A 26,380-nucleotide genomic window follows, 5' to 3' on the forward strand; every position below is an offset into this window, starting at 1 on the left:
TCACGCCACACGTCAGGCCCCGCCACAGCGAGCGGGCGCCGACCCTCCCAACGGCCCGGTCCCAGGACCTGGCTCCAGGGCCGAGGGGTCCCGCAGGACCGTGAGCGTTCGCCGGTCGCAGGTGTCGTGACGCCAACTGCATACGGGCGAGACACCACCTGAGACCCCCCATCGCACCCCGCCGAGCGCGGCGCGTGCCCCGATGCGCCCGCACGTCACGCGGGCACCAGAACAGGAACGACAGTGAACACCACCTTCGCCGACCTCGGCGTGCCCGCACCGATGGTCGCCTCGCTCGCCGAGCGCGGCATCGACGCCCCCTTCCCGATCCAGTCCCTCACCCTCGCCGACACACTCGCCGGGCGCGACGTGTCGGGCAAGGCCCCGACCGGCTCGGGCAAGACCCTGGCCTTCGGCATCCCGCTCGTCATGGGCTGCCCCCGCGCCGAGGCCCGGCGGCCGCGCCGCCTCGTGCTCGTCCCCACGCGGGAGCTGGCCACCCAGGTGGCCGACGAGCTCCAGCTGCTCGCCGGGCGCAAGGGCCCGCGGGTCGCCGCCTTCTTCGGCGGCGTGCCGATCCCCCGCAACCAGAAGGCGCTCGAGCGCGGTGTCGACATCGCCGTCGCGTGCCCGGGCCGGCTCGCCGACCTGATCCAGCAGCGCATGGTCCGGCTCGACGACGTCGAGGTCGTCGTGCTCGACGAGGCCGACCGCATGGCCGACATGGGGTTCCTGCCCCAGGTCCGCAAGCTGCTCGACCTGTGCCGCGACGACCGCCAGACCGTGCTGTTCTCCGCCACGCTCGACGGCGACATCGACGTGCTGGTCCGCAACTACCAGCACGATCCGGTCCTGCACGAGCTCGAGGTGCCCGAGGAGGAGCTGCCCGACCTGGAGCACCACTTCTGGTCGGTCGACCGCACCCAGCGCGTCGCGACCGCGGCGCAGGTCGTCGACCGGATGGGCCCGACCGTCGTGTTCTGCCGCACCAAGCGGGGCGCGGAGCGCGTGGCCAAGCAGCTCACCTCGGCCGGCGTGACCGCCGCCGCCATCCACGGCGACCGCTCCCAGAACCAGCGCGACCGCGCGCTCGAGGACTTCCGCGCCGGCCGGGCCGCCGCGCTCGTCGCCACCGACGTGGCGGCGCGGGGCATCCACGTCGACGACGTGGCCGCGGTCATCCACTTCGATCCGCCCGAGGACCCCAAGGACTACGTGCACCGCTCCGGCCGCACGGCCCGGGCCGGGGCCCGCGGCGTGGTCGTGAGCCTGATCATCCCCGAGAAGGCCTCCATGGTGAAGGGCCTGCAGAAGGCCCTCGACCTCCCGCGCGGCCTGACCGCGGTCGACCTCGCCTCGCTGGGCGAGCCGGCGCCGCGCGCCGACCGGCCCGCCGCGTCGCCGCCGCCCGATCGCCGCTCGCGGCGCGAGGCGACCCGCGGCCACGACGACGGCGAGGGCTCACCCCGCCGGGAGAAGGCACGCAACGACCAGCGCGGATCGCGCGCCGGTGCGCGCCGCTCGGGCGGCGACGCCCGCACCCGGGACGAGCGCCCGCGGCGCGAGCGCGACGGCGAACGCCGGACCAGCGCCCGCCGGGACGAGAGCCGTCGCGGCGCCCCTCGCGATGGCGAGCGCCGCGACGAGCGGACCGACGAGCGCGAGCGCGCCGCCCGGGGCCGCGCCGACGGGCGTCGGTCCGACGGCCGGCGGTCCGACGGGCGTCGCCCCGAGGAGCGGGACCGCGACGAGGCCGCCGACTCCCCGCGCCGTCGCCGCCACCGGCGCAACCACGCCAAGGACGGTCGCCGCGCCGGCGGCGCGGCCGACGGCAACGGCCGGTCGGACCGCAGCGGTGCCCGGCAGGGCGGCGGCTCGTCGCCGGCCGGCGGTCGACCCGGTGGGTCGACCCGCGCCAGCTCCCGCGGCCCTCGCCGCTGAGGCCAGGCCTCCGCTCCCGGCCGCTGAGGCCAGATCTCCCACTCCCGGCCGCTGAGGCCAGATCTCCCGCTCCCAGCCGCAGAGGCCAGATCTCCCGCTCCCGGCCGCAGAGGCCAGATCTCCCGCTCAGCGGCCGGTGTGGCCGAAGCCGCCCTCGCCGCGGTCGGTGGCGTCGAGCTCGTCGACCTCGAGGAAGCGGACGTGCTCGACGGCCTGCACCACGAGCTGCGCGACCCGCTCGCCGCGTGTCACCGTGAACGCCTCGGTCGGGTCCGTGTTGACCAGCAGGACCTTCAGCTCGCCGCGGTAGTCGGCGTCGATCAGCCCCGGCGTGTTCAGCACGGTGACGCCGTGCTTGAGCGCCAGGCCGCTGCGGGGCTGGATGAACCCCGCGTACCCGCGGGGGATGGCCACGGCGATGCCCGTCGGAACGAGGCCGCGCCCCCCACCAGGGGCCAGCACCACGTCCTCCGCCGCCACCAGGTCGACACCGGCGTCGCCGGGCTTGGCGTAGCGCGGCAGCTCCAGGTCGGGATCGAGTCGGACGACGGGCACCTCCAGCACGGCGGCGACGATACCGGGTCCCGTCCGGCCCACCGGCCGGACCCCAGGTGGGTCGGACGAGCAGGGCCCCCGTAGGGTGGGACGGTGCTCGTCTGGATGGACCTGGAGATGACCGGCCTGGACCCGGCCACGAACGTGATCGTCGAGATCGCCACGCTCATCACCGACGACGACCTCAACATCGTCGCCGAGGGCCCCGACCTGGTGGTCCGCACCAGCGAGGAGGAGCTGGCGAAGATGGACGCCGTCGTCGTCGACATGCACACCCGCAGCGGCCTCCTCGACGCGATCCGGTCCTCGGAGATCACGCTCGACGAGGCCGGCGCCGCCACGCTCGAGTTCATCCGCCAGCACGTCCCCGAGCCCCGGACCGTGCCCCTCTGCGGGAACTCGATCGGGATGGACCGCCGCTTCCTCGCCGTCCACCTGCCCGAGATCGAGGAGCACCTCCACTACCGGTCGATCGACGTGTCGACGATCAAGGAGCTGGCCCGGCGCTGGTACCCCGGCTCGCTCGACGGCCTCTCGAAGAAGTCGTCGGCCCACCGGGCGATGGACGACATCAAGGAGTCGGTCGCAGAGCTCGTCTACTGGCGGGGCAAGGTGTTCGTCCCCGTCGCCGAGGGCGCGCCAGCAGGGGCCGACCCCGCAGAGGTCCACCCGGCGGGGGTCGAACCGGCTGCCGACGGCGCGCCGGCGGGCGGCTGATGGCGAACGGCACCGCAGGGGACGGCTCGGGAGCGCCGGTCGTGCGCCAGGAGCGGCTCCCCGCCCGCGACGAGGTCGACGAGGTCGCCCCGGGGATCGCCCGCATCCAGCTGCCGATCATGATCCCGGGTCTCGGGCACGTGAACTGCTACGTCCTCGAGGACGAGCGGGGCGTGGCGCTCGTCGACCCCGGCATGCCCGACCCGATGACCAACGAGGTGCTCGTGGAGCGCCTCCGGTCGATCGGCGTCCCACCCGAGCGGGTGCACACGGTGCTCGTCACGCACTCGCACCCCGACCACTTCGGCGGCGCCGGCCGCCTCCGCGTCGAGCACGGCGCCGAGGTCGTCGCCCACCGGCACTTCCACACGCCCTTCGACGCCCGTCCCGACGACGACCTCGAGGAGCTCGAGGCCGCGACCGACGGGATCACCGACGGATCGGCGCCCGACGACCTCGATCCCGACCACCGCCGACCCGGGCGGAACGAGCGGCTGGCGAGCGTCCTGTTCGGCGACGGGCCGCTGCCCGAGGTCCCGCCCGAGGCGACGCCGTGGGGCGAGGAGGGCTTCCGCCCCGGGGCCGGCGAGCTCGAGGCCATGCGGGCCTGGGACGACCTGTCGAAGCAGGGCCTGCTGCAGCTCGACCCGACCGTGCGGGTCGACGACCTCGACGTGATCCGACTCGGCCGGCGGGAGTGGCAGGTCATCCACACGCCCGGCCACACCGGCGACCACATCTGCCTGCTCGACCCGGCCGACGGCACCTTCCTGTCGGGCGACCACGTGCTCCCGACGATCACGCCGCACATCTCGGGCATGACGGCGAGCGACGACTCGCTGGCGGAGTTCGTCGCCGCGCTGCAGCGCGTCGCCGCGCTCCCCGGCGTGACGAACGTGCTGCCGGCGCACGGGCTGCCCTTCGACGACCTCGCCGCACGCGTCGACGACATCATCGGCCACCACGTCGAGCGGCTGGCCCAGATCGAGCGGCTCGGCGAGGAGCTCGGCGACGCCACGGTCCGCCAGTACTCGCGTCGCCTGTTCCAGGAGCGGTCCTGGGGACCGATGGCCGAGTCCGAGACCTACGCGCACCTGGAACACCTCCGCGTGCAGGGGCGGATGGCGACCCGGACCGACGGCGACGGGCTCCTCCGCTTCCGACCCCTCCCCGCCTGAGCGAGCCCGCCTGACGCCGGCGGGTGGCGGGCGGCTGGCGGCTGGCGGCTGGCGGGCGGCGTGAGCGCGCCGGCAGCGGACCGTCGTCGGGAATTCGCGGTGTATTCGCTTGACCCACCCCGAGGCGGCGTGGTTCGCTCGTCGCACCCGCCGGTGCGCCTCGTCCTGCGACGAGACGTCCCGGCACACGGAACGAGAGCAGATCGATGACCGAGATGACGACCCTCCACACGCAGGACGCCATGTGGCGATCCGGTGTGGTGCGTGCGCGTCTGCATCTCTGCTCGGCGGTCAACGCCTTCGGGATCGCCAACGTGTACGGCACCAAGCCGGGCGCCGAGGCCGCCATCCCGGCCACCGCCACCACCCGACGGGGAGCACCTCCGCACTGACCGCACAGGTCGACAGCGCAGGGACTGGCTCCAGAGCCGCCGGGTGGATCTCCACCCGGCGGCTCTTCCGCTTTTCGGCCCTCCGACGTCGACCGCTCGACCCGCAGGACCGCCGCCACCGCCGCCGACCCCGACCCGCAGACCAGACCGACCCGATCTCCCGACACGACCCGATCTCCCGACACGACCCGATCTCCCGACAAGAGAGACCCCCGCCGGTTCGCCGGCACCGGATCCGGCAACGCCGCCGAGCACATCGGCAACGCCGCCGAGCACAAGGAGCACCGACATGAGCATCCTCGACACCCGCCCCGAGGGTGACGTGATCACCGGCCTGGCCGTCACGCACGGCGTCCTCGACCGGGCTGCCTGGGAGGTGCAGGCGGCGTGCCGCGACCTCGACACGGCGCTGTTCTTCAGCGACGACCTCGACGAGATCAGCGCTGCGAAGCGGATCTGCCTCGCCTGCCCCGTCCGCACCCGATGTCTGGACGCCGCGGTCGAGCGCGGCGAGCAGTACGGCATCTGGGGTGGCCACCTCTTCGTCGCCGGCAGGATCGTCCTGCACAAGCGGCGTCGGGGCCGGCCCCCGAAGACCCCCCGCCCCGGGGACCGGTTCCCCGAGGTGGACGTGCCCGACGCGTACCGGCGGCTCGTCAGCGCCGGGGCGCGGTGATCCACGACCCCCTGACGACATGACGGTGGAGCGGCGCCCGATCCCCCCGGGGCGCCGCTCCACCACCTCGATCTCCCCCTCGTCCCGTCCTCGCCGACGGGGCCCGTTCTCGGATCCGGGGGCCCGGCGGGACGGTGACGCACGAGCTCGCGAGCTGACCGCTGAGGGACCGGATCACTACAGTGGAGGGGCCGGCAGCCCCGGCCCCTCCACCGGGAACACCGATCGGGCGGGCCGCTCCGCGGCGGCCGGCGCCCGACACTTCCGAGGTGGACCCCCTCCCATGACGCGGACCGAGCAGACGGCTCCCGACGGCGACGCCCCCGGCGCCGAGGCCCCGACCCCCCGTCGCGGTCTGCCCGTCGGACCGTTCGGGCTGCTCGTCATCACGGCGATCGCCCTCGCCGCCGCCGGACTGGTGCTGTGGGTGGGCACCCGGGACGACGACAGCGGCGCCGTCCGGGTCGAGAAGGCGCTCGAGGGCGTGGAGGGCGCCTCGGTCGTGCCCGACGGCACCGATCCGGCCGGCGTGGGCGACACGGCCCCCGACGTGCAGCTCGCGCTCCTCGACGGCGCCACCACGCGCCTCTCCGCGTTCGGCGGCCGACCGGTCGTCCTCAACTTCTGGTCCTCCACGTGCGCCCCGTGCCTCAAGGAGATGCCCGACCTGCAGCAGGTGTGGAGCGACAACGGCGGCGACGTCGCCGTCGTCGGCGTCGACGTGACCGACACCGAGGCCGCCGGCAGGGAGATGGTCGCCCAGACGGGCGTGACCTACCCGAACGGGCGCGACCCGCGCGCCGAGATCTTCGCGGCGTTCGGCGGCACCGCCCTGCCCCGGACGGTGTTCATCGACGCCGACGGCACGATCGCCGAGGTCCACAACGGCGCGCTGACGGCGGACGAGGTCGAGGCCACCCTGCGCGACCACGGCCTGCTCGACTGAGCGGCGGAAGAGGGAGCGGTCCGCCGTGGGCGCCCGACTCGCCCTGGCCTTCTCGGCCGGGATGGTGGCGACCGTGAACCCCTGCGGGTTCGCGCTGCTGCCCGCCTACCTGACCTACTTCCTCGGGCTGGAGCAGCCCGGCGCCGACGGGGAGCTCGAACCCGGCGCCTCGGTGGTGCGCCGCAGCCCGGTGCTGCGCTCGCTGGTCGTCGCCGCGGCGGTGACGGCGGGCTTCCTGGTCGTGTTCGGGATCATGGGCCTGGCCTGGTCGTCGATCAGCTCGGCGGTGGGTCAGCGCCTGCCGTGGTTCACGCTCGTCATCGGCATCGGCCTGGTCGTGCTCGGCATCGCGGTGATCCGGGGGTTCGAGCCGACCGTGCGGCTCCCGCACGTCGACGTCGACCGCAGCGGGCGTGAGCTCGTGACGATGTTCCTCTACGGCATCTCCTACGCCGTGGCGTCGTTGAGCTGCACGATCCCCGTGTTCATCTCGCTCGTCTCGGTCACGCTCGACGGCTCGTTCGGCCAGAGCCTCGCCGCCTTCGTCGCCTACGGCCTGGGCATGGGCATGACGCTCGGCATCCTCACGATGGCCGTCGCGCTCGCCCGGACCGGGATCGTCACGACGTTCCGGCGGATCCTCCCCCACATGCAGACGATCTCGGGCGTCCTGCTGGTGCTCGCGGGTCTGTTCGTCGGCTACTACGCGTGGGTCGAGATCCAGGAGCTGGGGTCGGGTTCGTCGTCGCCCGTCGTCGACGCGGCTCGCGACGTGCAGAGCTGGCTCCAGAACCGCGTGGAGGAGATCGGCGGGGGCCGGCTGGCCGCGGCCGCCGCGGTCATCATCGTCGCCGCCGTCGCCGTCGCCCTCGTGCGCCGGACGGGGGCCGCTGACAACGTGGCCTCCGAGCCCGAATAGCCTGTCGCCGTGCCAGTCCTCTCCCACCTCCGCGCCACGTTCCCCGATGCCGTCCCCGTCGGCACCTACCTCGACCGCGTGGCGACCGCGCTCGACCCGTACGACTTCCGACCCGAGGCCACGTTCGCCGCCGTGTCGATCTGCCGCGACGAGCTGACCCAGCACCTGATCGACCAGGTCGCCGAACGCTGGCACCGGCCGTTCTCGCTCGGCGGCCTCGGCGGCATGCCGTCGCTCGGCCGGACCGGCTGGGGAGCGTGCCTCTCGCACGTGCCCGACACCGCCGGTCGCGGCCACCTGCTCGTGTTCGGGATGCCCCACATCGGCATGGACCGCGAGGGCGGCGTCGGCCAGAGCCTGCGTCGCAACCAGGACCACGCCACCTCGACCTGCGGGGCGCTGGTGTCGCTGCTCGAGGTGGTCAAGCGGGGCGAGGAGGACACGCTCCCGAGCGGGCTCGACGACCACGAGGCCCAGCGCCTGCTGCGCTTCGTGCAGGACGAGACCGGAGCGGTCCCGCTCGAGATCATCGAGCTGACGCACCGGGCCGCCCTGGCCGTCGAGGCCGAGATCTGGACCGAGCTGGACGCGCTGGAGGCGTGGCGCGACATGGACGTCGCGGTGTTCACCGGCGTGCAGGTCCACGTCCCCGAGCGGTCCGACCACGTGTGGCCGACCGGCGCGTCGATCAAGGGCGCCGACGGCGAGCGCCGCCCGCTCGACGTCTGAGGCGTCAGGGCGCGAGGCGCTCGCGGACCCAGCCGCCCTCGCCGGTGCGGCGGTAGCGAAGGCGGTCGTGCAGCCGGCTCGGCCGGCCCTGCCAGAACTCGAACGTGTCGGGGGTGACGAGGTAGCCGCCCCAGTTGGGCGGGCGCGGCACGTCCTCGCCGGCGAACCGCTCCTCGGCCTCGGCCACCCGCGCCTCGAGCTCGGCCCGGTCCGCGAGCACGGTCGACTGCGCGCTCGCCCAGGCGCCGATCCGGCTGTCGCGCGGGCGCGAGGCGAAGTACGCGTCGCTCACCTCGTCGGGCGCGGGCGTGACGGTGCCGTCGACGCGCACCTGCCGGTGAATCCCGAGCCAGCTGAACAGCAGGCCGACGTGCGGCTGGGCCGCCAGCTCGAGGCCCTTGCGGCTGTCCCGGTTGGTGAAGAAGCGGAGGTGGCCGTCCGCGTCCACGCCTCGGAGCAGCACGTTGCGGACGGTGGGCCGCCCGTCGGCCACGGTGGCGAGCGCCATCGAGTTGAACTCCGGTTCGCCCGCGGCGTCGGCCTCGGCCAGCCAGCGGTCGAGCAGCTCGTACGGGTCGACCGGCGCGTCGGCCTCCACCAGCGTGCCCCAGTCGTAGTCCGTTCGGCGCTCGAGTGGCATCGCCCGAGCGTAGGACCCGACCGTGACGGGCCGGGCACGCGCCGCGACGGTCACGGGGCGGACCCCTCCGTCCCGCCGCCGCTCCAGCGGGCCCACTGCCACCCCGGCACCTTGGGGCCGGACGAGCGCTGGGTCCGGTAGATGCCCTGGTGCGCCGAGAAGACGTAGCTCATGACGCACGCCACCGCGAAGTACGGTACCGCCCCGGCGCCGAACAGCTCGACGCCCATGATCGTGCACGCCAGCGGCGTGTTGGACGCGCCGGCGAACACGGCGACGAAGCCGAGCGCGGCGAGCAGCTCCGGCGGGACGCCGAGCGGTGCCGCGAGCGTTGCGCCGAGGGTGGCACCGATCACGAAGAGCGGGGTGACCTCGCCGCCGACGAACCCGGAGCCGAGCGTCACGATCGTGAAGAGCAGCTTGAGCGCGAAGGCCCACGTCGGGACGTGGGCCCCGAGGAGGCTCGCCTCGGCCAGGCCCTCCGACAGGCCGTTGTAGAGCCGGTTGCCGACGGCCAGGGTGAGGGCGACCACCATCGCACCGCCGAGGAGCGGTCGGGCGGGCGGCCAGGCCACCCACCGCCCGAACGCCCGCTTCACCCAGTGGTCCCCGATGCTGAACGCGACGCTCGCCAGACCGAACAGCGCGCCGGCGAGGGCGACCTTGAGCAGGAGGCCGACCGACAGGTCGACCTGGCCGAGGTGGGGGGTCAGCGTGTGGCCGATCCCCAGCCCCTCGACGACCAGGTCACCGGTGACCGAGGCGGTCAGGCACGGGACCAGCGCCTCGTAGCGGAGCCGGCCGACCGACTGGACCTCGAGCGCGAAGACCGCGCCGGCGAGCGGGACGCCGAACACGGCGCCGAAGCCGCCGGCGATCGCCGTCACGAGCATGATCCGGCGGTCGTCGCGCCCCAGTCGCAGCAGTCGGGACGCGGCGTCGGTGAGGCTGCCGCTCATCTGGATGGCGGTCCCCTCGCGGCCCGCCGAGCCGCCGAAGAGGTGGGTCGTGATCGTGCCGATCAGGATCATGGGCGCCATGCGGCGCGGCACCCAGTCGGTCGGGTCGTGGATCTCGTCGAGGATGAGGTTGCCGCCCTCGACCGAGCGGCCGCCGCCGTAGTGGTACGCCAGCCCGATCGCGAGGCCGGCGAGCGGCAGGAACCACAGCAGCCCGCCGTGCTCGTCGAAGGTCTCGGTGGCCCACCGCAGCGACGCGAGGAACACGGCGGCGGCACCTCCGGCGAGCACGCCGACCAGCAGGCCGAGCGCGACCCACCGCAGCAGGTCGATCGCGAACGCGGCCTGCGGCCGGAGCGCCTCGACCGGGCGCAGCACGGGCCGACGCGAGGCCGGACGTTCGGGCGGATCGGTCATGTCACCTCCATCGCGTGGTGGTGGCACCCGACCCGGTCCCGGGCGGCACCTACCGCCCGGGCGCGCCGAGCGCCCTTCCGGTAGGAGCCATCAGCCGGCGGACCGGCGGTCGAAGGCGAGCTCCATCGCCTGTCCCGGCAACCTACCCCGGCCGGGCGGCGACGACCTCACCCGATGTGCGTGCGGCCCCGGAAGTACGGGAGGAGCAGCTCGGGCACCTCGATCGTGCCGTCGGGCCGGCGGTACGTCTCGACGATCGCGGCCCACACGCGGGGCACTGCGAGCGCCGAGCCGTTGAGCGTGTGGAGGATCTCGGTGCCCTTGCCCTCGGCCGGGCGGTAGCGCAGGTTGGCCCGACGGGCCTGATAGTCGCCGAACCACGACACCGAGCTGACCTCGAGCCAGCGATCCGCCCCCGGCGCGTAGACCTCGATGTCGAAGGTGCGCTTCGACGAGGCGCCCAGGTCACCCGCGCACAGGTCGAGGATCCGGTACGTCAGGCCGAGGTCTCGGATCGTGCCCTCGGCCCGGGCGAGGATCTCGGCGTGGAGGTCGGGGGCCTGCTCGGGCGTCGAGTACGCCAGGATCTCGACCTTGTCGAACTCGTGCACGCGCAGGAGCCCGCGCGTGTCCTTGCCGGCCGAGCCCGCCTCGCGGCGGAAGCAGCTGGTGTGCGCGCAGTAGCGCCGCGGGAGGTCGGCCTCGTCGACGATCTCGTCGCGGCCGAGCGACGTGAGCGGCACCTCGGCCGTCGGGATCGCCCACAGGTCGTCGCGCTCGATGTGGTACGCCTCGTCCTCGAACTTCGGAAGGTGGCCGGTCGAGATCATCGTGTCGGTCCGCACCAGCGTCGGCGGGCGGATCTCCTCGTACAGGTCGACGTTGCGGTCGAGTGCGAGCTGGCACAGCGCCCTCACGAGCGTGGCGCCGGCGCCGCGGTACATGACGAACATCGAGCCCGACAGCTTCACCGCCCGCTCGACGTCGAGGATCCCGAGCTCCTCGCCGATCTCCCAGTGCGGGACGCGCTGGTGCTCGCCGTAGGAGTCGGCATCGAACCGCTCGACGCGGACCACGACGTTGTCGTCCTCACCCGAGCCGTCGGGGGCGTCCTCCGAGGGCAGGTTCGGGATGCGCAGCAGCTTCTCGCGCAGCTCGGCGGCCAGGTCCTCCGCGCCGGCGTCGAGCGCCTTCTCCTCGGCGCCGAGGATGCGGCTCTGCTCCTGGAGCTCCTTCGCCTCGTCCTGGCGCTGCTCCCGGAACAGCGTGCCGACCTCGTTCGACAGCGTCCGGATCTCGGCCCGGAGGCCGTCGCGGCGGACGGTCAGGTTGCGCAGCTCGGCGTCCAGCCCGGCGACCTCGTCGATGGCGGCGGGATCCTCCCCACGACGGGAGAGCCCGGCCTTGACCGCGTCGGGGTCGTTGCGGATGAGGCGCACGTCGAGCATGGGACGGAACGGTAGCGGCGCCCGAGCGGCGCCCCCGAACCCGTTCCCACGGGCTCAGGCCGTGCCGTCGTAGGCCGCCTGCAGCGCCGCGACGTCGAGCTTGACCATGCCGAGCATGGCCCGGACCGCCCGATCGACCGCCTCGGGGTCGCCCTCCATCATCGCCGCCATGCCCTTCGGCACGACCTGCCACGACAGGCCGAAGCGGTCCTTGAGCCAGCCGCACTGCGACTCCTGGCCGCCCCCGGCCAGCAGCGCGTCCCAGTAGCGGTCGAGCTCGGCCTGGTCCTCGCACTCGACGAGGAACGACACCGCTTCGTCGAAGGTGAACTGCGGGCCGCCGTTGATGGCGGTGAACGGCTGGCCGTCCAGCTCGAAGTCGATGACCATCGTCTCGCCGGTCGGGCCCGGACCCGACTCGGTGTAGGGCGACCTCGAGACCACGCGGGAGTCGGGGAACACCGACAGGTAGAAGGCGACGGCCTCCTCCGCGTCCATGTCGAACCACAGGTTGGGGACGATGCGGGGCATGGGGGCCTCCTCGGGCTCGGGCGCTCGCTCGGCGCGTCACCCCTCCGACGGTGCGGCAGGCCCGAACTCATCGCTACGTGGTCGTGGCCGCGCGCGGCGCCGGCCCGGGGAAGGGGACTCCCCGGGCCGGCGCCCTGCACACATCGATCGGCGGCCGACGTGGCCACTCCCATGGGGATCAGGCCGGGGGCATCAGCACCGAGTCGATGATGTGGACGGTGGCGTTCGCCGTGGGCACGTCGATGCAGACGCCCGTGGCCTCGCCGTTCACCTTGAGGCTGTCGCCGTCCTTCGTGAAGGTCAGCTCCTTGCCCTCGACCGTGGTGGCCTTGCCCATCTCCTCGAGCTGCTGGGAGCTGAGCTGCTGCCCGGCGATCACGTGGTAGGTGAGGATGTCGGTCAGCTGCGCGTTGTCGGCCAGCACCGTGTTCAGCGTGTCGGCCGGGATCTTCTCGAAGGCCGAGTTGGCCGGGGCGAAGATCGTGAAGGGGCCGGCGCCGTTCAGGGTGTCGACGAGGTTCGCCTTGGTGACGGCCGAGACGAGGGTCGACAGCGCCGGGTTGTTCGACGCCGCGGTGGCGGCCGGGTCCTGGGCCATGCCGCTGAAGCTGCCGGCGCCGTCAGCGGGCACCGACTCGCATGCCGGGCCCGACGGCTCCATCGCCATCTCCCCGCTGCTGGCGCCGTCGGCCGTCGTCGTCGACGAACCGCTCGACGCCTCGGTCGTGGTCGTCGTGTCGTCGCCCTTGGAGGACGCATCGTCGTCGCTGCTGCACGCGGCGGCGCCCAGCCCGAGGAGGGCGACGGCGCCGAGCGCGGCGCCGACCATCCGTCGCCGGGGGGACCGGCGGCGCGGGGTGGAGGGACTGGCGGTGGTGTTGGAGTGCATGAGGTTGCTCCTTGGTCGGGGACGGGTTGATCGGTCGGACCGCCGTCGTGCTCGTCAGTCGACGAGGACGACGATCTGGTGCAGTCCGCTCGAACCGTTCGGCATGGGTTCGGAGCGCTCGGCGGTCTGGATTGCTCCGGTCCCGTCGATCGCCCGGACGGTCAGCGAGTGCTGGCCCGGCGTGGCCTCCCAGCGGTGGACCCACTGGCGCCACGTGACGTCGTTCAGCTCGGCGGCCAGCTCGGCGCGCTGCCACGGCCCGTCGTCCACGCGCACCTCGACCGCGCTGATGCCGCGGGTCTGGGCCCACGCCACCCCGGCGACGGCGGTGGTGCCGGCCGGGATGCGGGCCAGGCCGCGAGGGGTGTCGATGCGGCTCGAGGTCTTGATCGGCGCCTCGGCGTCCCATCCGCGGGGCACCCAGTACTGGTCGAAGCGGTCGAAGGTGGTGAGCTCGATCTCGGTGAGCCACTTGGTCGCGGAGACGTAGCCGTAGAGGCCCGGCACGATCAGCCGGGCGGGGAAGCCGTGCTCCAGCGGCAGGGGCTCGCCGTTCATCCCGAACGCGACGAGGGCATCGCGCCCGTCGAGCGCCGAGACGGGGAAGCCGCAGGTGTAGCCGTCGACGGAGCGTCCGACCACCTGGTCGGCGCCACGTCGCACCCCGGCGTCCTCGAGCAGGTCGTCGAGTCGGACGCCGAGCCACCGAGCGCTGCCGAGCAGGCCCCCGCCGACCTCGTTGGACACGCACGTCAGCGTGATGTCGGCCTCGACGACGTCGCGCTCGGTGAGCTCGCGGAACGAGAGCTCCAGCGGCCGTCGGACCATGCCGCCCACCCGGAGCCGCCAGTCCTCGATCGGGACCTGTGGCACCTGCAGGGCGGTGTCGATCCGGTAGAAGTCGGCGTTGGGGGTGACGAAGGGGGTGACGCCCTCGACGTCGACCGACACCGCCGCCGGCACCGGCGCGAGCGGCCGCAGCGCGTCGGGCAGCACGACCGCGGCCCGCGACGCCGCGGCGGAGAACCGGGCCCCCAACCAGCGCCCGGTCGCCGCCGCGGCGACGCCGGCCGCGGCGAGCGACGCGCCGATCACGAGGAACGCCCGACGGGACGGCGCTCCCTCCCCGGCACCGACCGGATCGGGCGATCCGTCGTCACCGGTCTCCTGCGCGGTCGTCCCGTCGGGCGATCCGTCCTGCCGGAGCTCGTGCCCACCCGCCCGCGCGCCGGCCCGGACGAGCACGACGAGCGCGGCGGCCCCGGCCGCCGCGCCGACGAGGCTCGGCAGCACTGCGAGCGGGCTGCGCTCGTCGCGTGCGGTCAGGGCCGAGGCCGCACCGACCACGCCGAACGCGGAGATGCCCACGACACCGACCCACAGGTGGCCACGGTGGCGAGGCGTGCCGGTGGCGATGGCGCCCACCAGTGCGGCGATGACGGCGAGCACCACGGCGATGCCGGCGAGCAGCGCGACCTTGTCGTTCGTGCCGAACCAGTCGATCGCTAGGTCCTTCACCGACGGCGGCACCGCGTCGACGACCCGGTCGCCGACGTCGATCACCGGCGATCGGAAGCTCGACGAGACCGCGGCCACGAGCTCGGCGACGCCGAGCGCGACCACGGCGGCGACGAGACCGGTGACCGCCCCGCGGACCACCTGGGGCCAGGACCGGGTCCGCTCGTCACGGGTGCGCCGTCGATCGGACATGCCGCATGTTCGGAGCGGACCCACGGTCGGATGGGTCGTTCCGGCGGTCCGTTCCGAGGAGCAATCCGGCGTGGGCCCGGCTCCGAACCCCGGTCGTGCCACATCCACCCGACACGCCGCCGACCGGAGCCGTGGGGCCCGAGGTCGCGCGTGCGACGATGGGCGGCGTGAACCCGTTCCGCCGGCTCCGCGCGGTCCCCGACGCGGCGCCGACCGACGGGGATCCGGCGGACTCGCTCATGGCGCGGGTGGCCAAGGGCGACCAGGGCGCCTTCGCCGAGCTCTACGACCTGCTCGCGCCCCGGGTGCACGCGGTCGTGCTGCGCGTGCTGCGGGACCCGGCGATGGCCGAGGAGGTCACGCAGGAGGTCATGGTCGAGGTGTGGCGCCTGGCGCCCCGCTACGACCGGTCCCGCGGCGGGGTCCGCACCTGGGCGTCGACGATCTCGCACCGCCGGGCCGTCGACCGCGTGCGGGCCACCCAGTCCAGCCGCGACCGCGACGAGCGCGACGCCGTCCTCGGTTCGGCGTCGCCGGCGGTGGACGAGGTGGCGGAGGTCGTCGAGGACCGGCTCGAGCGGGAGCGGGTGGCGCTGGCCATGGACTCGCTCACCGACACGCAGCGCGAGTCGATCGAGCTCGCCTACTGGTCGGGCTACACCTACCGCGAGGTGGCGGCGGTGCTCGACGTGCCCGAGGGCACCGTGAAGACGCGGATACGCGACGGGCTGATACGGCTGAGGGACCACCTCGGCGTCGGCGAGGAGGCCGACCCCTGGTCGGGCGGGCGAGGCCCGGCCCCGGGAGGGGATCGACGCCCGGGACGGGGTTCGCAAGGAGCATCAGGACGACGAGATGGACATGGGAGGTGATGAGATGGACGAGGACACGCACACGCTCGCCGCGGCCTATGCGCTCGACGCGCTCGACCCCGAGGAGCGGCGCCGGTTCGAGGCGCACTACCCCGACTGCGAGACCTGTCGGGCCGAGGTCGAGGGCTACCGCCGCACCGCCGCACGGCTGGGCGCGCTCGCCCCGGCACCGCTGCCCGAGGACCTGAGGGCACGCGTGCTCGACGAGGTCGGACGGACGCGCCAGCTCCCGCCGGCCGTCGCACCGCGGCACGCCGACCCCACGGCACCCCGCCCGGGCGCCCCTCGCTGGGTCCGGCCCGTGCTCGCGGTCGCGGCGGTGGTGGCGGCCCTGGCCCTGGCCGGCGGCCTGTTCGCCTGGCGCTCCGACGGCGGGGCCCCCGGCCAGACCGAGCTCGCCCAGGTCCTGGGCGCCTCCGACGCCACGACCGTCCGGCTCCAGGGCGCGGCGGGCACGCTGCGCGTCGTCTACTCCGAGGACATGGGCAAGGCCATGGTCGTGGGCTCGGACCTGCCGGACCCCGGTGACGGCCGGACCTACCAGCTCTGGTCGGTCAGCGGCGACACGGTCCGCTCGGCCGGGATCTTCGACCCGTCGGGGAGCGGCTCGGTGGACCAGGCGGTCGAGCTGCCCGACGACGACGTCGACCTGTGGGGCGTCACGAACGAGCCGGCGGGCGGGTCGCCCGAGGCCACGTCCGACATGGTCTTCCGGAGCGGATCGGCCTGACGCGTCGCCCGGGCACCGGGCGGCGCGTCCGCGGGCGTGTGGGAACCTGGGCCGGTGCACGTCATCTTCGACCTCGACGGGACCGTCTGGGACTCCGAGCCCGGCATCCTCGCCTGCATGGCGCACGCCCTGCACGAGCTCGGGCGGGAGGTGCCGACCGACGACGTGCTCCGGTCGCACATCGGACCGCCCCTGCGGTCGATGCTCGCCGAGGTCGGCGTGCCCGAGCCGCAGCTCGACGACGGTGTCCGCCTCTACCGGGAGCGGTACCTGACCGAAGGCGTCTACGAGGCGTCCCTGTACGACGGCGTGGTCGCGCTGCTCGACGCGGTCGCCCACGACGGCCACACCCTGGCGACGGCCACCTCCAAGGGCGAGGACCCGACCCTGACCATGCTGGAGCACTTCGGCATCCGGGACCGGTTCGAGGTGGTCGGCGCGGCCACGATGGACGGGGCCGCCACGACGAAGTCCGAGGTCCTGGCCCGCACGCTGGACGGCCTCGGCGACCCCGCCCGGTCGACCTGCGTGCTCGTCGGGGACCGCGACCTCGACGTGAGGGGCGCCGCCGCCCACGGCGTCGACTGCATCGGCGCGGCCTGGGGCTACGGCGGCGCCGAGGAGCTGCGCGCCGCCGGGGCGTGGGCGATCGCCGACTCGCCCGCCGACGTGCCCGGCCTCCTGGACCACCGGTAGCGTCCGACGGCGTGACGTCCGGCGAACCCCCCGCCTCCGCCGCCGGCGACGAGGTCGTGGTGGTCGAGGACCTGGTCGTGCGCTACGGCTCGACGGTGGCGGTCGACGGCGTCTCCTTCACCGCTCGGGCCGGTGCCGTCACGACGGTGCTCGGACCGAACGGCGCCGGCAAGACCTCGACCGTCGAGCACCTCGAGGGCTACCGACCGGCGGCCGGCGGCCGCACGCGCGTCCTGGGACTGGACCCGATCGCCGACCACCGGCGGCTCACGGCCCGCGTCGGGGTGATGCTGCAGGACGGGGGCATCCCGACGGCCATCCGCCCGACCGAGCTGCTGCGCCAGTACGCCGGCTTCTTCGAGCACCCGTTGGACCCGGACGACCTGCTGGCCCGCGTCGGGCTCGGGCACCGCGCCGGCACCGCCTACCGGCGCCTCTCCGGCGGCGAGCAGCGCCGCCTGTCGCTGGCGCTGGCGGTCATCGGTCGCCCCGAGGTGGTGGTCCTCGACGAGCCGACCGCCGGGATCGACCTGGAGGGCCGCGACGCGGTCCGCGAGGTCGTCGCCCAGCTGCGCGGCGACGGCGTGTGCGTGCTGATGACCACCCACGACCTGGACGAGGCCGAGCGGACCTCCGACCACGTGGTGATCATCGACCGCGGACGGGTGGTCGCCGCCGGCGCCCCGGCCGACCTCGTCCGGCCCAGCGATGCCGACCACATCCTGTTCGGGGCGCCCCCGGGCCTGCCGGTCGACGAGCTCGGCGACCACCTGGGCGCCGCCGTCACCCGGGTCACGCACGGCGAGTACCGAGTGGCGTTGGCGCCGACGCCGGCCAACGTGGCGGCGGTGACGTCGTGGCTGGCGGAGCACGACCTCCCCCTCGAGGACCTCCGGGCCGGCCGCCAACGGCTCGACGACGTGTTCCGCCGCCTCACCGCCCACGACGAGCCCGTCGCCGCCCCGGCGACCGAGCGCGGTCGCCGCAGGCGTCGGAGGGCGCGCCGGTGAAGGCGTTCCTGTCGCAGCTCCGCACCGAGCTCGCCCTGAGCTCGCGCCAGGGCGAGCAGCTCCTGGTCAGCCTGGGCATCCCGCTCCTGATCCTCGTCTTCTTCACCACCGTCGACATCCTCCCGACCGGCCACGTCGACGAGCCGATCGACTTCCTCGCCCCGGCCGTCCTCGCGCTGGCCGTGATGTCGACCGCCATGGTGTCGCTCGGCATCGGCACGGGCTTCGAGCGCCACTACGGGGTGCTCAAGCGCCTGGGCGCGTCGCCGCTCGGCCGCGGTCGGTGGGTCGCCGCCAAGATCACCACGGTCCTGCTCACCGAGGTCGTGCAGTGGGTGGTGCTGATCGCCGTCGCGCTGCTGCTCGGGTGGTCGCCGCCCGCGTCGGGCTGGGCCGCGGCCGTCCTGGGCGCGCTGCTCGGCACCGCCGCATTCGGCGGCCTGGGCCTCCTCCTCGCCGGGACGCTGCCGGGCGTGGCGACGCTGGCGCTCGCCAACGGGCTCTACCTCGTGCTGCTGCTGACCGGCGGCATGGTCATCCCGCTCGAGGAGCTGCCGTCCGGCCTGGCCACGGTGTCGAAGGCGCTCCCCGCCGCGCCGCTCGCCGAGGTCGTGACCGGCTCCCTCGGAGGTGGCGGCGTCGCCGGCTGGGCGTGGGTGTCGCTCACCGCCTGGGCCGTCGCCGCCCCGGTCGCGGCGACCATCCTGTTCCGTTGGGAGTGACCGAAGCAGGGCCCGACGCCGCCGAGGCGGCGGGATCAGCCGCCGGTCTGGGCGACCGTCGTCGTGGTCACGGGGGGCGGCGGGTCGTTGAAGAACGGGTTGCCGTTGTCCGTGAAGATGTTCATCGTCGCGAGGCCGACGAGGTAGACGGCGATCGCGATCGCGAGCCCGAAGTAGAAGATCCGCGTCAGCAGCCGGCTGTCGAAGCGCAGGTGCATGAAGAACGATGCGATCAGCACGAACTTCACGACCATGAGGACGAGCAGCAGCGGGTAGGCGAAGACCGACGTGTCGTCGCGGCCGAACCACGAGTCCCAGAAGTAGGTCGACACCTCGAGGGCGGTGATCCCGACCAGGATCCAGAAGATCGTGAAGTAGGTCCTGTTCGACGGCCCGTGGTCGTGGTGCTCGCCCGGGTGGACCGGGGAGTCGTCGTCGAGTTCCTCAACGGTGGTGCTCACGGCTCGCTCCTCAGAGGGTTCGGCGCGGGGTCGATCAGGGATCGCGGGATCACGGGATGAGGTAGACGATCGCGAAGATCACGACCCAGACGATGTCCACGAAGTGCCAGTAGAGGCCCAGGACCTCGACGGCCTCGGCCTGCAGCTGCTTGCGGAACGAGTACCCGACGGCGCTCAGCAGCATGATGATGCCGATCGCCACGTGGGCGCCGTGGAACCCGGTCAGCGTGTAGAAGGCCGACGCCGACACGTTCGACGTGTAGCCGAGGCCCTCGCGCACGAACTCGGTGAACTCGTACACCTGGCCGGCGAGGAAGAGCCCGCCGAGCAGGCACGTGGTGGTGAGCCACAGGCGCATCCGCTTGTGGTCGCCGCTCATGATCGCGTTCACCGCCAGCACCATCGTCAGCGAGCTCATCAGGAGGATGAAGCTCGTCATCGAGGTGAACGGGATGTTGAACAGCTCCGACGCCTTGAGCGGCGAGCCGGACAGGCCGGGGATGCTGCCCGGGCGGTTCTTGTAGAGCAGGTAGGTCGAGATGAGGCCGCCGAAGAGCAGGCAGTCCGACGCCAGGTAGACCCACATCGCCAACTTGGTGTTGGAGATGCCGGTCGACGTGGCGTGGGCGTCGTCGGGGAACTCCAGGTCCTCGACCTGTTCGAGGGAGATGTCAGCCAACGGTCGTCTCCTCGGTGCTGGCCATGGCCGGCTCGGGGGTGCGCTCGTCCGCGCCGTCCCCGCCGCCGTCGACCGTGGCGTCGTCACCGTCGGCGCCGGTGCCCCCCTCGGGGGCCTCCGCCGCGTCGGGGTGGTCGTCGGTCGGGTGGTCGTCGTGGTGGCCGTGACCGGCGTTCGGGTCGGTCGACGGCTCGAAGACCCAGCCGAAGATGCCGAGGACGATCAGCAGGGCCCCCGGCACCGCCCACCAGTAGTTGAAGATCAGGCCGTAGCCGACCAGCGGGAAGCCGATCGCCATGACGAGGGGCCAGTACGACGGCGACGGCAGGTGCACGTCGGTGGCGTCGCCCTTCTGCACCACGTCCTCGGTGGCGGCGATGCGGACCAGGCGGCCGTTCTCGTCGTGGCCGTACTTGCGGTGCCAGAACTCGTCGAGCTCCTCGACCACCGGCGTCTCGTCGAAGTTGTGCTCCGGGGCGGGCGACGGGATCATCCACTCGAGCGAGCGGGCGTCCCACGGGTCCGGCCCGGGGTTCACACGCTCACGGCGGTGCTTCCGGTAGCTGAGGTGGATGTTCACCATGAAGATGATCAGCGCCACCGCGATCGTGAAGGCGCCGATCGTCGCCACCATGTTCCAGAGGTTGAACCCCTGGCCCTCGGTGTAGGTGAAGGTCCGGCGCATCATGCCCTGGAGCCCCAGGATGTGCATCGGCCCGAAGGTCAGGTTGAACCCGACCAGCATCACCCAGAAGTGCCACTTCCCGAGGCGCTCGCCGAGCATGTAGCCGAAGATCTTCGGCCACCAGAAGTACATGCCGGAGAACAGGCCCAGCAGGGCGCCGCCGAAGAGCACGTAGTGGAAGTGGGCGACGATGTAGTAGGTGTCGGTCTGCTGGGTGTCGGCCGGGGCGAAGGCGTGGGTCACGCCGGACAGGCCGCCGATCGTGAACATGGCGACGAGGCCCACGGAGAACAGCATCGCGGTGGTGAACCGGAGCCGGCCGCCGTACATCGTGGCCATCCAGTTCAGGATCTTCACGCCCGTCGGGACGGCGATGAACATCGTCGCGAGCGAGAAGGCCAGCACCGACAGCGTCCCGATGCCCGAGGCGAACATGTGGTGGGCCCACACGCCCCAGCCCATGAAGCCGATGGCGATGCCCGAGCCGACCATGAACGGGTAGCCGAAGATCGGCTTGCGGGAGAACGTCGGGATCACCTCGGAGGCGATCCCGAAGCTCGGCAAGATCATGATGTAGACCTCCGGGTGACCGAAGATCCAGAACAGGTTCTCCCAGAGGAACGGATCGCCGCCCTTCGATGCGTCGAAGAACGTGGCGCCGAAGAGCCGGTCGAACATCAGCAGGAACAGCGCCACGGTGATGACCGGGAGCGCGAAGACCAGCAGCACCTGGACCACGAACGTCATCCAGGTGAAGACCGGCATCTTCATGAGCGTCATGCCCGGCGCCCGCATGTTGAGCACCGTGACGGTCAGGTTGATGGCCGACACCGTCGAGCCGATGCCCATGATGATCAGGCCGACGGCGTAGAAGTCGATGCCGTGGCCGGGCGAGAAGGCGACACCGGAGTTCGGGGCGTAGTTGAACCAGCCGCCGTCGGCGCCGCCGCCCAGGAACCAGGACGTGTTGAAGAAGATCGCACCGGCGAGCCACACCCACAGGGACAGGGCGTTCATGCGGGGGAACGCGACGTCGCGGGCGCCGATCTGCAACGGCAGCAGGTAGTTCGCGAACGCGGAGGCCATCGGCATCACCACGAGGAACACCATCGTGACGCCGTGCATCGTGAAGACCTGGTTGTACAGGTCGGCCGAGAGCAGCTTGGAGCCGGGGATGGCGAGCTGCGTGCGGATGAGGAGCGCCTCGAAACCGCCGACCAGCAGGAAGAAGAACGATGCGGCGCCGTACATGATGCCGATCTTCTTGTGGTCCACCGTCGTGAACCACGCCTTCCAGCCGGACGTGGCCGTCGGGCGCGAGAACACGCCCATCGGCTTCGTGACGGTCGCGGCGCCGGTGGTGAGCTCGAGCGGGGAGCGCTCTTCGACAAGTGCCATGTGGTGGTCCTTCTCGTCCTTCTCCGGCCGGCCTACTTCAGCGTCACCAGGTAGGCGACGAGCTGATCGATCTGCTCCTCCGTCAGCTGGAGGTTCGGCATGCCCTGACCGTTGTCGGGGTTCATCGGCTTGATGGCCTCTGGATCGCGGAGCCAGTCCTTCAGGTTCGACGTGTCGGGGATGCCGTCGGGCACCGCCGTCACGGCCTCGGCCGCCTTGCCCTGGTACAGGGGCAGCAGCGACCCGGCGAACGTCTGGCGCATCATCAGGTGCGTCAGGTTCGGCGCGTTGCCGGACGACACCGTGATGTCGACCGAGGCGCCGTAGTCGGGGTTGGGCACGTCGTCGTAGGTGTACGGCGCCGTGGAGTCGGGCCGGAGCCCGTTGACCTGGTGGCAGCGGGCGCACTGCGCCACGAAGAGCTCCTGGCCCGCCAGCGCCTTGGCGTCGGTGGGCTGCTCGGGAGCCTTCGTCATCGCCGCCACCCACTCGTCGTACTCGGCCTGGGGCAGCGCCTTGAGCTCCATGCGCATGACGCCGTGGGACAGGCCGCAGTACTCGGTGCACTGGCCCTGGTAGATGCCTGGCTTCTCGGCCGTCATGATCAGCGTGTGGGTCCGCCCGGGCACGGCGTCCTTCTTGCCGTTGATGGCGGGGATCCAGAACGAGTGGATGACATCGTTGGACTGGATCTTGACCTCGACGTCGCGACCGACCGGCACGACGATCTGGGTGGCGGTGATGATGTCGACCTCGCCGTCGCGGTCGATGTCGTAGCGGTACTCCCACCACCACTGCTGGCCGATGACCCGGATCTCGATCGGGTCCTTCGACTCCTCGAGGTTGAGCAGCGTCTGGACGTTGAACACGGCCAGGACGGCGAGCAGCAGGGCCGGCACGACCGTCCAGGTGATCTCGAGCGGGGTGTTGCCGTGGGTCTGCGTCGGCTCCTCGACGCCGTCGACGTCGTGGCGGTTCCGCCGGAACCGGACGACCATCCAGATGATGGCCACCTCGACGAGCAGGAACACCAGGCCGGCGATCGCGAACACCGGCTTGACCAGGCCGAAGATCTCCCAGTTCTGCTTGCCGGCGGGCGCGAGGGTGTTGAGCGGCTTCTCCGGGTCGCCGATGTTGCGCAGGATCAGCCAGAAGCCGACGACCATGACGACCAGCGAGATGACCGCTGCGATCGTCGCGTTCCGCTTGTTCCGCATACCCAACCTCTCACTCACCGGCGAGCAGGGGGAGAGTATCCACCGCCCCGCTCGCGGAAGCCGAATCGACCACGACCGCCGGGTTCGCCGCGGCGCCGTGCTCCTCCTCGCCCACGTGCTGCTCGCCCGCGACGCCGCCGGCGATGCCGGCACCGATGAGCACGACGCCTCCGACCAGGAGGACGGCGACGACGAGCGAGCGCTTCAGCTCGGGCCGGCCGGCGAGCACGAACGCCAGCCCGAACACGACCACCGCGGCCACGATGATGACGTAGACCGACGCCTCCTGGGGCAGCGCCAGCAGGAGCCGCGACACGCAGAGGACGATGACCGCCAGCGTCAGCACGGCCAGGACCGGGACCTCGAGCGGGTCGAGCAGGTCGTGGCGCAGCTGCCGGTTCGCCGTCTGGTCGCCGGTGGCCCGCTCGGCCCAGGCCCGCACCGTCCACGACACGAGCACGACGGCGAGCAGGATGGCGCCCACCCAGAACAGGACCGGGTCGACGGCCAGGCCGACGACGGCGATGCCGACGCCGAACGCACCGACGAGCGGCCAGTAGCTGAGGCCGATCGGCGTCAGGACCGCCGGGTTGACGGCGGTGGCGGCGTCGCCGCCCTCCATCTGGACCAGCACGTCGGGGCTGCCGTCGCGGAAGGCGGTCGAGAACCCGCCGAGCGCCGCCATCACCGCGGCGAAGCCCATGAGGACGCTGTAGCCGACGTGGTCGCCGACCCAGCCCTTCCAGCCGAACGTGAGCGGGCCGACGATCGAGTTGACGACATCACCGTCCTGGAAGACGCCGATCACGCCGCTGTGCTCGGCCGCCCCGGAGAGGAAGCCGTACACCACGGCCGCGGCGAAGCCGACGGCGGCGGCGGCGTAGAAGAACTTGGAACCCCGTGTGATCATCAAGCGCTCACTTCATGACGTAGACGGCGACCCAGACCACGGCGTAGACCGCGACGCTGGCGTACCAGAACACTGCGGCCGCGGCGATCCCGTCGGGCTGGCGGCTGGAGAACTGGCCTCCCAGGGCCCGGAAGGCCATGAGGGCGATGAAGATCATCCCGGCGACGACCATGGCCAGGCTGCCGCCGGTGACGGCGTAGAACAGCGGGCCCTCGGCCTGGTCGAGCACGACCGCGGCCTGCTTGTAGAGGAACGTCGTCTGGTTGACGAAGGCGGCGCCGAGCAGCAGCGTCACGCCGAGCGCCAGGTAGGTGTGCCCCCGGTCGTCGCGGGCGATCGAGTAGACGGCCCACTGCATGGTGATCACCGACATGGCGAGCGTCAGCGCCTGCATGTTCGGCTGGGTCAGCGGGATGTTGTTGGCGGCGAACCAGTCGGCGCCGCCGGCGTTGCGGGCCGCGAGGTAGTAGCCGATGAGCGTGGCCATCACGGCGACCACGCCGGCGGTGGCGAAGGCGGTGCCGAACAGCAGCTCTCGGCGGCGGGGCTGCTGCGGTGCGGGCAGGGCGACGGCGTCGGCCATCAGTCCTTCTCCTCGTCCGTGCCCTCGCGGGCGTCGAGCAACGGGTAGGGCGACGTCACGCGAGCCAGCTCGGGGAGGCCCACGCCCCCGCTCGCGGGCGACGGGAACGACCACTCGAGCGTGGCGCCCTCGGGCGTCCCGTCGTCGTCGTCATCGGTGCTGCGGACGGCGGCGATCAGGGCGCTGAGCACGCCGAGGGCGAGCAGCGCAGCGCCGGCGGCGGTGAGGGCTCCGAACAGCTGGTGGGCGGTGTCGTCGCCGTCGAGCTGCACCAGCGCCTGCGCGAGCAGCGCCGTGCCGAGCAGGCCCCCGCCGAGCAGCACCAGCGGCACCGTCATGCGGGCCTCGGTGGAGGTGCCCCGCCCGCCCCAGAGCAGCGGGGACCAGTGGAGGCCGCCGGCGATCCCGCCGGCGAGCGCCGCAGCGGCGACGAAGGCCGTCTGGGCACCGGCGAGCGTGTTCGGCGAGGAGCCGAAGAGCGTGCCCTCGCCGGCGAGCGACAGCGCCTGCACCCAGCCGGTCAGCACCGCGCCCATCAGCAGCAGCACGGCGAGGACCGACAGCACCAGCGCCGGCGAGACGGTGACCCCGCCGCGGCGGAGCGAATCGGCCAGGGCGCCGAGCATCGCCAGCACGGGGATGGTGATGGCGAGGGCGAACACCGTCCACATGGCGGTGTTGAGGGCGCTCGGGCGCTGGGCCCAGGCCCCGAAGGCGAGGACGGCGTAGAGGCCGATGATCAGCTGCAGGACGTCGGTGTTGGCGACGCGGCGGCCGGTGGCGCCGACGACGACGTCGACGGCGATGCCGAGGACCGGGATCGCGAAGACGAAGACGGCCGGGCCCCGGAAGATCCAGGTGAGGCCGTCGGCGAAGTTCGTGGCGAGCGCACCGGCCCCCATCCGGCCGACCTGGCCGAGCAGGACGTGGGCGAACACCGAGCCGAGCGTGACCAGCCACAGCGCCGCGCCCACGAGCGACGCCCACGACAGGCCGGGCACCCAGGCGAGGCGCATGCCGAGCGGGCGGTGGGCCATCACCGTGGTGGCGACGCAGACCGAGCCGAGGCCCAGGGCCACGAGCACGGCACCGAGCGACACGTTGCCGAGCTTGGCGGCCGTGGAGTCGGCGCCGAGCACGCCGCCGTCGATCGCGACGCTCGTGATGAAGATCCCGGCGGCGACCAGCCACGTCCAGAAGGACAGCGCGGCGGCCCGGGGGAACGCGATGGCCGGCGAGCCGAGCTGCAGGGGCACGACGGCGATGGCGATGCCGAGCAGGAGCGGCACCACGCCGAGGAAGAGGAGGGCGGTCTGGGCGCTCGCCGCGAGCTGCAGGGTGCGAGAACCGAGGAAGCCGTTGTCGGTGAGGACGTCGACGCCGGTGACGGCCCAGAGCGTGAGCGAGAGCGTGGCCAGGGCGAGCCCGAAGCCGATGAAGAGGCGGCCGATCGCGACGTGGTCACCGGATCCGAGCAGCCGCTCCACCGCGCCGGGGGTCGGCTGCGAGGCCTCCCCGGCGGACGCGCCGTCCGTGTCGGGCCTGGTCTCAGTGAGTGCCATGCGTGGTTCTGCCCTCTGCCTCGTCTGACTCTTCTGTCCGCTACCCGGATGTCCGCTACCTGGCTGGCGTGCCCAGCTGCTCCGCGACCCTGGTGCACCCGAGCCGTCCACGGGTGGACCGGAGCGGGCCGCGAAGTGCTCGCCTCGGCACCTCCGGGACCGGCCGCCGCGGACACTACCGCGACCGGCGAGGCACTGAGAAAAGCGT

27 protein-coding genes and 1 riboswitch are annotated in these 26,380 nt (G+C 72.8%); of the genes, 13 read left to right on the plus strand and 14 right to left on the minus strand.

What is annotated here, in order from left to right; all coding sequences use genetic code 11:
- The first annotated feature begins 243 nt into the window (after nt 1-243).
- Complete coding sequence (locus LH044_RS11920) at nt 244-1,941, plus strand: DEAD/DEAH box helicase (RefSeq protein WP_227755809.1); 1,698 nt, start codon at nt 244-246, stop codon at nt 1,939-1,941.
- Nucleotides 1,942-2,067: 126 nt separating this feature from the next.
- Here the strand turns inward: LH044_RS11920 and dut are convergent, their stop codons facing one another.
- A complete protein-coding gene (gene dut / locus LH044_RS11925) occupies nt 2,068-2,505 on the minus strand; it encodes a dUTP diphosphatase (RefSeq protein WP_227755810.1) in 438 nt (145 codons plus the stop codon).
- A 96-nt stretch (nt 2,506-2,601) separates the two neighbouring features.
- Between dut and orn the strand changes: the two genes are divergently transcribed.
- From orn to LH044_RS11960, 7 genes are all read left to right on the plus strand, one after another.
- The gene (gene orn / locus LH044_RS11930) at nt 2,602-3,213 is read left to right on the plus strand and encodes an oligoribonuclease (protein ID WP_374210618.1); all 612 of its coding nucleotides are present in this window, start codon (nt 2,602-2,604) and stop codon (nt 3,211-3,213) included.
- Entirely contained in the window at nt 3,213-4,391 is a 1,179-nt protein-coding gene (locus tag LH044_RS11935; RefSeq protein WP_227755812.1) for an MBL fold metallo-hydrolase, read from the plus strand. The genes orn and LH044_RS11935 overlap by 1 nt, the downstream gene beginning before the upstream one ends.
- Before the next feature lie 206 nt (nt 4,392-4,597).
- Complete coding sequence (locus LH044_RS11940) at nt 4,598-4,783, plus strand: hypothetical protein (RefSeq protein ID WP_227755813.1); 186 nt, start codon at nt 4,598-4,600, stop codon at nt 4,781-4,783.
- Between the two features lie 289 nt (nt 4,784-5,072).
- Nucleotides 5,073-5,459, plus strand: coding sequence for a WhiB family transcriptional regulator (locus LH044_RS11945; protein ID WP_227755814.1), 387 nt, complete (start codon nt 5,073-5,075; stop codon nt 5,457-5,459).
- Between the two features lie 283 nt (nt 5,460-5,742).
- Nucleotides 5,743-6,405, plus strand: coding sequence for a TlpA family protein disulfide reductase (locus LH044_RS11950; protein ID WP_227755815.1), 663 nt, complete (start codon nt 5,743-5,745; stop codon nt 6,403-6,405).
- A 25-nt stretch (nt 6,406-6,430) separates the two neighbouring features.
- On the plus strand, nt 6,431-7,324 hold the full coding sequence (locus tag LH044_RS11955; protein ID WP_227755816.1) for a cytochrome c biogenesis CcdA family protein: 894 nt from the start codon (nt 6,431-6,433) through the stop codon (nt 7,322-7,324).
- A gap of 9 nt (nt 7,325-7,333) precedes the next feature.
- Entirely contained in the window at nt 7,334-8,053 is a 720-nt protein-coding gene (locus LH044_RS11960) for an LCIB family protein (RefSeq protein WP_227755817.1), read from the plus strand.
- Nucleotides 8,054-8,057: 4 nt separating this feature from the next.
- Here the strand turns inward: LH044_RS11960 and pdxH are convergent, their stop codons facing one another.
- The 6 genes from pdxH to LH044_RS11990 all read right to left on the minus strand — a co-directional run bounded on the left by pdxH (nt 8,058) and on the right by LH044_RS11990 (nt 14,647).
- Nucleotides 8,058-8,693 carry a pyridoxamine 5'-phosphate oxidase gene (gene pdxH / locus LH044_RS11965; RefSeq protein ID WP_227755818.1) on the minus strand — a complete coding sequence of 212 codons (636 nt, stop codon included), beginning with the start codon at nt 8,691-8,693 and terminating at the stop codon, nt 8,058-8,060.
- Between the two features lie 50 nt (nt 8,694-8,743).
- A complete protein-coding gene (locus LH044_RS11970; RefSeq protein ID WP_227755819.1) occupies nt 8,744-10,069 on the minus strand; it encodes a voltage-gated chloride channel family protein in 1,326 nt (441 codons plus the stop codon).
- Between the two features lie 74 nt (nt 10,070-10,143).
- A riboswitch (Fluoride riboswitch) is annotated at nt 10,144-10,208 on the minus strand.
- Between the two features lie 28 nt (nt 10,209-10,236).
- Nucleotides 10,237-11,517, minus strand: a complete 1,281-nt coding sequence (gene serS, locus LH044_RS11975; RefSeq protein ID WP_227755820.1) for a serine--tRNA ligase — start codon at nt 11,515-11,517, stop codon at nt 10,237-10,239.
- A 54-nt stretch (nt 11,518-11,571) separates the two neighbouring features.
- Entirely contained in the window at nt 11,572-12,048 is a 477-nt protein-coding gene (locus tag LH044_RS11980) for a VOC family protein (protein WP_227755821.1), read from the minus strand.
- A 178-nt stretch (nt 12,049-12,226) separates the two neighbouring features.
- Nucleotides 12,227-12,937 carry a fasciclin domain-containing protein gene (locus LH044_RS11985; RefSeq protein ID WP_227755822.1) on the minus strand — a complete coding sequence of 237 codons (711 nt, stop codon included), beginning with the start codon at nt 12,935-12,937 and terminating at the stop codon, nt 12,227-12,229.
- A gap of 54 nt (nt 12,938-12,991) precedes the next feature.
- Nucleotides 12,992-14,647: a molybdopterin-dependent oxidoreductase gene (locus LH044_RS11990; RefSeq protein WP_227755823.1), complete on the minus strand. Its 1,656-nt coding sequence runs from the start codon at nt 14,645-14,647 to the stop codon at nt 12,992-12,994.
- Between the two features lie 167 nt (nt 14,648-14,814).
- On the opposite strand from LH044_RS11990, the gene sigK reads away from it, so the two are divergent.
- The 5 genes from sigK to LH044_RS12015 are packed head-to-tail and all read left to right on the plus strand — an operon-like array spanning nt 14,815 to nt 18,677.
- On the plus strand, nt 14,815-15,519 hold the full coding sequence (sigK, locus tag LH044_RS11995; protein WP_227755824.1) for an ECF RNA polymerase sigma factor SigK: 705 nt from the start codon (nt 14,815-14,817) through the stop codon (nt 15,517-15,519).
- Nucleotides 15,509-16,249 carry an anti-sigma factor gene (locus LH044_RS12000; RefSeq protein WP_227755825.1) on the plus strand — a complete coding sequence of 247 codons (741 nt, stop codon included), beginning with the start codon at nt 15,509-15,511 and terminating at the stop codon, nt 16,247-16,249. Before sigK ends, LH044_RS12000 begins: the two co-directional genes overlap by 11 nt.
- A gap of 54 nt (nt 16,250-16,303) precedes the next feature.
- A complete protein-coding gene (locus LH044_RS12005; protein WP_227755826.1) occupies nt 16,304-16,945 on the plus strand; it encodes an HAD hydrolase-like protein in 642 nt (213 codons plus the stop codon).
- Nucleotides 16,946-16,956: 11 nt separating this feature from the next.
- The gene (locus LH044_RS12010; RefSeq protein WP_227755827.1) at nt 16,957-17,955 is read left to right on the plus strand and encodes an ABC transporter ATP-binding protein; all 999 of its coding nucleotides are present in this window, start codon (nt 16,957-16,959) and stop codon (nt 17,953-17,955) included.
- Nucleotides 17,952-18,677 carry an ABC transporter permease gene (locus LH044_RS12015; RefSeq protein WP_227755828.1) on the plus strand — a complete coding sequence of 242 codons (726 nt, stop codon included), beginning with the start codon at nt 17,952-17,954 and terminating at the stop codon, nt 18,675-18,677. Before LH044_RS12010 ends, LH044_RS12015 begins: the two co-directional genes overlap by 4 nt.
- A gap of 35 nt (nt 18,678-18,712) precedes the next feature.
- Here the strand turns inward: LH044_RS12015 and LH044_RS12020 are convergent, their stop codons facing one another.
- From LH044_RS12020 to LH044_RS12050, 7 genes are all read right to left on the minus strand, one after another.
- Nucleotides 18,713-19,138 (minus strand): cytochrome C oxidase subunit IV family protein, encoded by a 426-nt coding sequence (locus LH044_RS12020; protein WP_227755829.1) that lies wholly within the window; start codon nt 19,136-19,138, stop codon nt 18,713-18,715.
- Between the two features lie 49 nt (nt 19,139-19,187).
- Nucleotides 19,188-19,817, minus strand: a complete 630-nt coding sequence (locus LH044_RS12025; protein ID WP_227755830.1) for a cytochrome c oxidase subunit 3 — start codon at nt 19,815-19,817, stop codon at nt 19,188-19,190.
- A complete protein-coding gene (ctaD, locus tag LH044_RS12030; protein WP_374210619.1) occupies nt 19,810-21,834 on the minus strand; it encodes a cytochrome c oxidase subunit I in 2,025 nt (674 codons plus the stop codon). Before ctaD ends, LH044_RS12025 begins: the two co-directional genes overlap by 8 nt.
- A gap of 98 nt (nt 21,835-21,932) precedes the next feature.
- Nucleotides 21,933-23,117 (minus strand): cytochrome c oxidase subunit II, encoded by a 1,185-nt coding sequence (gene coxB / locus LH044_RS12035; RefSeq protein WP_227755832.1) that lies wholly within the window; start codon nt 23,115-23,117, stop codon nt 21,933-21,935.
- A 10-nt stretch (nt 23,118-23,127) separates the two neighbouring features.
- Complete coding sequence (locus LH044_RS12040; protein WP_227755833.1) at nt 23,128-24,027, minus strand: hypothetical protein; 900 nt, start codon at nt 24,025-24,027, stop codon at nt 23,128-23,130.
- Nucleotides 24,028-24,034: 7 nt separating this feature from the next.
- Complete coding sequence (locus tag LH044_RS12045; protein WP_227755834.1) at nt 24,035-24,610, minus strand: cytochrome c oxidase subunit 3; 576 nt, start codon at nt 24,608-24,610, stop codon at nt 24,035-24,037.
- The gene (locus LH044_RS12050) at nt 24,610-26,172 is read right to left on the minus strand and encodes a cbb3-type cytochrome c oxidase subunit I (protein ID WP_227755835.1); all 1,563 of its coding nucleotides are present in this window, start codon (nt 26,170-26,172) and stop codon (nt 24,610-24,612) included. Before LH044_RS12050 ends, LH044_RS12045 begins: the two co-directional genes overlap by 1 nt.
- Between the last annotated feature and the right edge of the window lie 208 nt (nt 26,173-26,380).

It is taken from the genome of Dermatobacter hominis (assembly GCF_020715685.1).
GTDB classification, from domain to species: Bacteria; Actinomycetota; Acidimicrobiia; order Acidimicrobiales; family Microtrichaceae; genus Dermatobacter; species Dermatobacter hominis.

What these genes read in the sequence shown, in the direction of transcription:
- LH044_RS12000 (WP_227755825.1), top strand. Translation starts at nt 15,509, where the DNA reads ATGGGAGGTGATGAGATGGACGAGGACACGCACACGCTCGCCGCGGCC.
- serS (WP_227755820.1), bottom strand. Translation starts at nt 11,517, where the DNA reads ATGCTCGACGTGCGCCTCATCCGCAACGACCCCGACGCGGTCAAGGCC.
- orn (WP_374210618.1), top strand. Translation starts at nt 2,602, where the DNA reads ATGGACCTGGAGATGACCGGCCTGGACCCGGCCACGAACGTGATCGTC.
- LH044_RS12045 (WP_227755834.1), bottom strand. Translation starts at nt 24,610, where the DNA reads ATGGCCGACGCCGTCGCCCTGCCCGCACCGCAGCAGCCCCGCCGCCGA.
- coxB (WP_227755832.1), bottom strand. Translation starts at nt 23,117, where the DNA reads ATGCGGAACAAGCGGAACGCGACGATCGCAGCGGTCATCTCGCTGGTC.
- pdxH (WP_227755818.1), bottom strand. Translation starts at nt 8,693, where the DNA reads ATGCCACTCGAGCGCCGAACGGACTACGACTGGGGCACGCTGGTGGAG.
- LH044_RS11985 (WP_227755822.1), bottom strand. Translation starts at nt 12,937, where the DNA reads ATGCACTCCAACACCACCGCCAGTCCCTCCACCCCGCGCCGCCGGTCC.
- LH044_RS11940 (WP_227755813.1), top strand. Translation starts at nt 4,598, where the DNA reads ATGACCGAGATGACGACCCTCCACACGCAGGACGCCATGTGGCGATCC.
- LH044_RS11970 (WP_227755819.1), bottom strand. Translation starts at nt 10,069, where the DNA reads ATGACCGATCCGCCCGAACGTCCGGCCTCGCGTCGGCCCGTGCTGCGC.
- LH044_RS11980 (WP_227755821.1), bottom strand. Translation starts at nt 12,048, where the DNA reads ATGCCCCGCATCGTCCCCAACCTGTGGTTCGACATGGACGCGGAGGAG.
- LH044_RS11990 (WP_227755823.1), bottom strand. Translation starts at nt 14,647, where the DNA reads ATGTCCGATCGACGGCGCACCCGTGACGAGCGGACCCGGTCCTGGCCC.
- LH044_RS11935 (WP_227755812.1), top strand. Translation starts at nt 3,213, where the DNA reads ATGGCGAACGGCACCGCAGGGGACGGCTCGGGAGCGCCGGTCGTGCGC.
- ctaD (WP_374210619.1), bottom strand. Translation starts at nt 21,834, where the DNA reads ATGGGCGTGTTCTCGCGCCCGACGGCCACGTCCGGCTGGAAGGCGTGG.
- LH044_RS12050 (WP_227755835.1), bottom strand. Translation starts at nt 26,172, where the DNA reads ATGGCACTCACTGAGACCAGGCCCGACACGGACGGCGCGTCCGCCGGG.
- LH044_RS11945 (WP_227755814.1), top strand. Translation starts at nt 5,073, where the DNA reads ATGAGCATCCTCGACACCCGCCCCGAGGGTGACGTGATCACCGGCCTG.
- LH044_RS12040 (WP_227755833.1), bottom strand. Translation starts at nt 24,027, where the DNA reads ATGATCACACGGGGTTCCAAGTTCTTCTACGCCGCCGCCGCCGTCGGC.
- LH044_RS11950 (WP_227755815.1), top strand. Translation starts at nt 5,743, where the DNA reads ATGACGCGGACCGAGCAGACGGCTCCCGACGGCGACGCCCCCGGCGCC.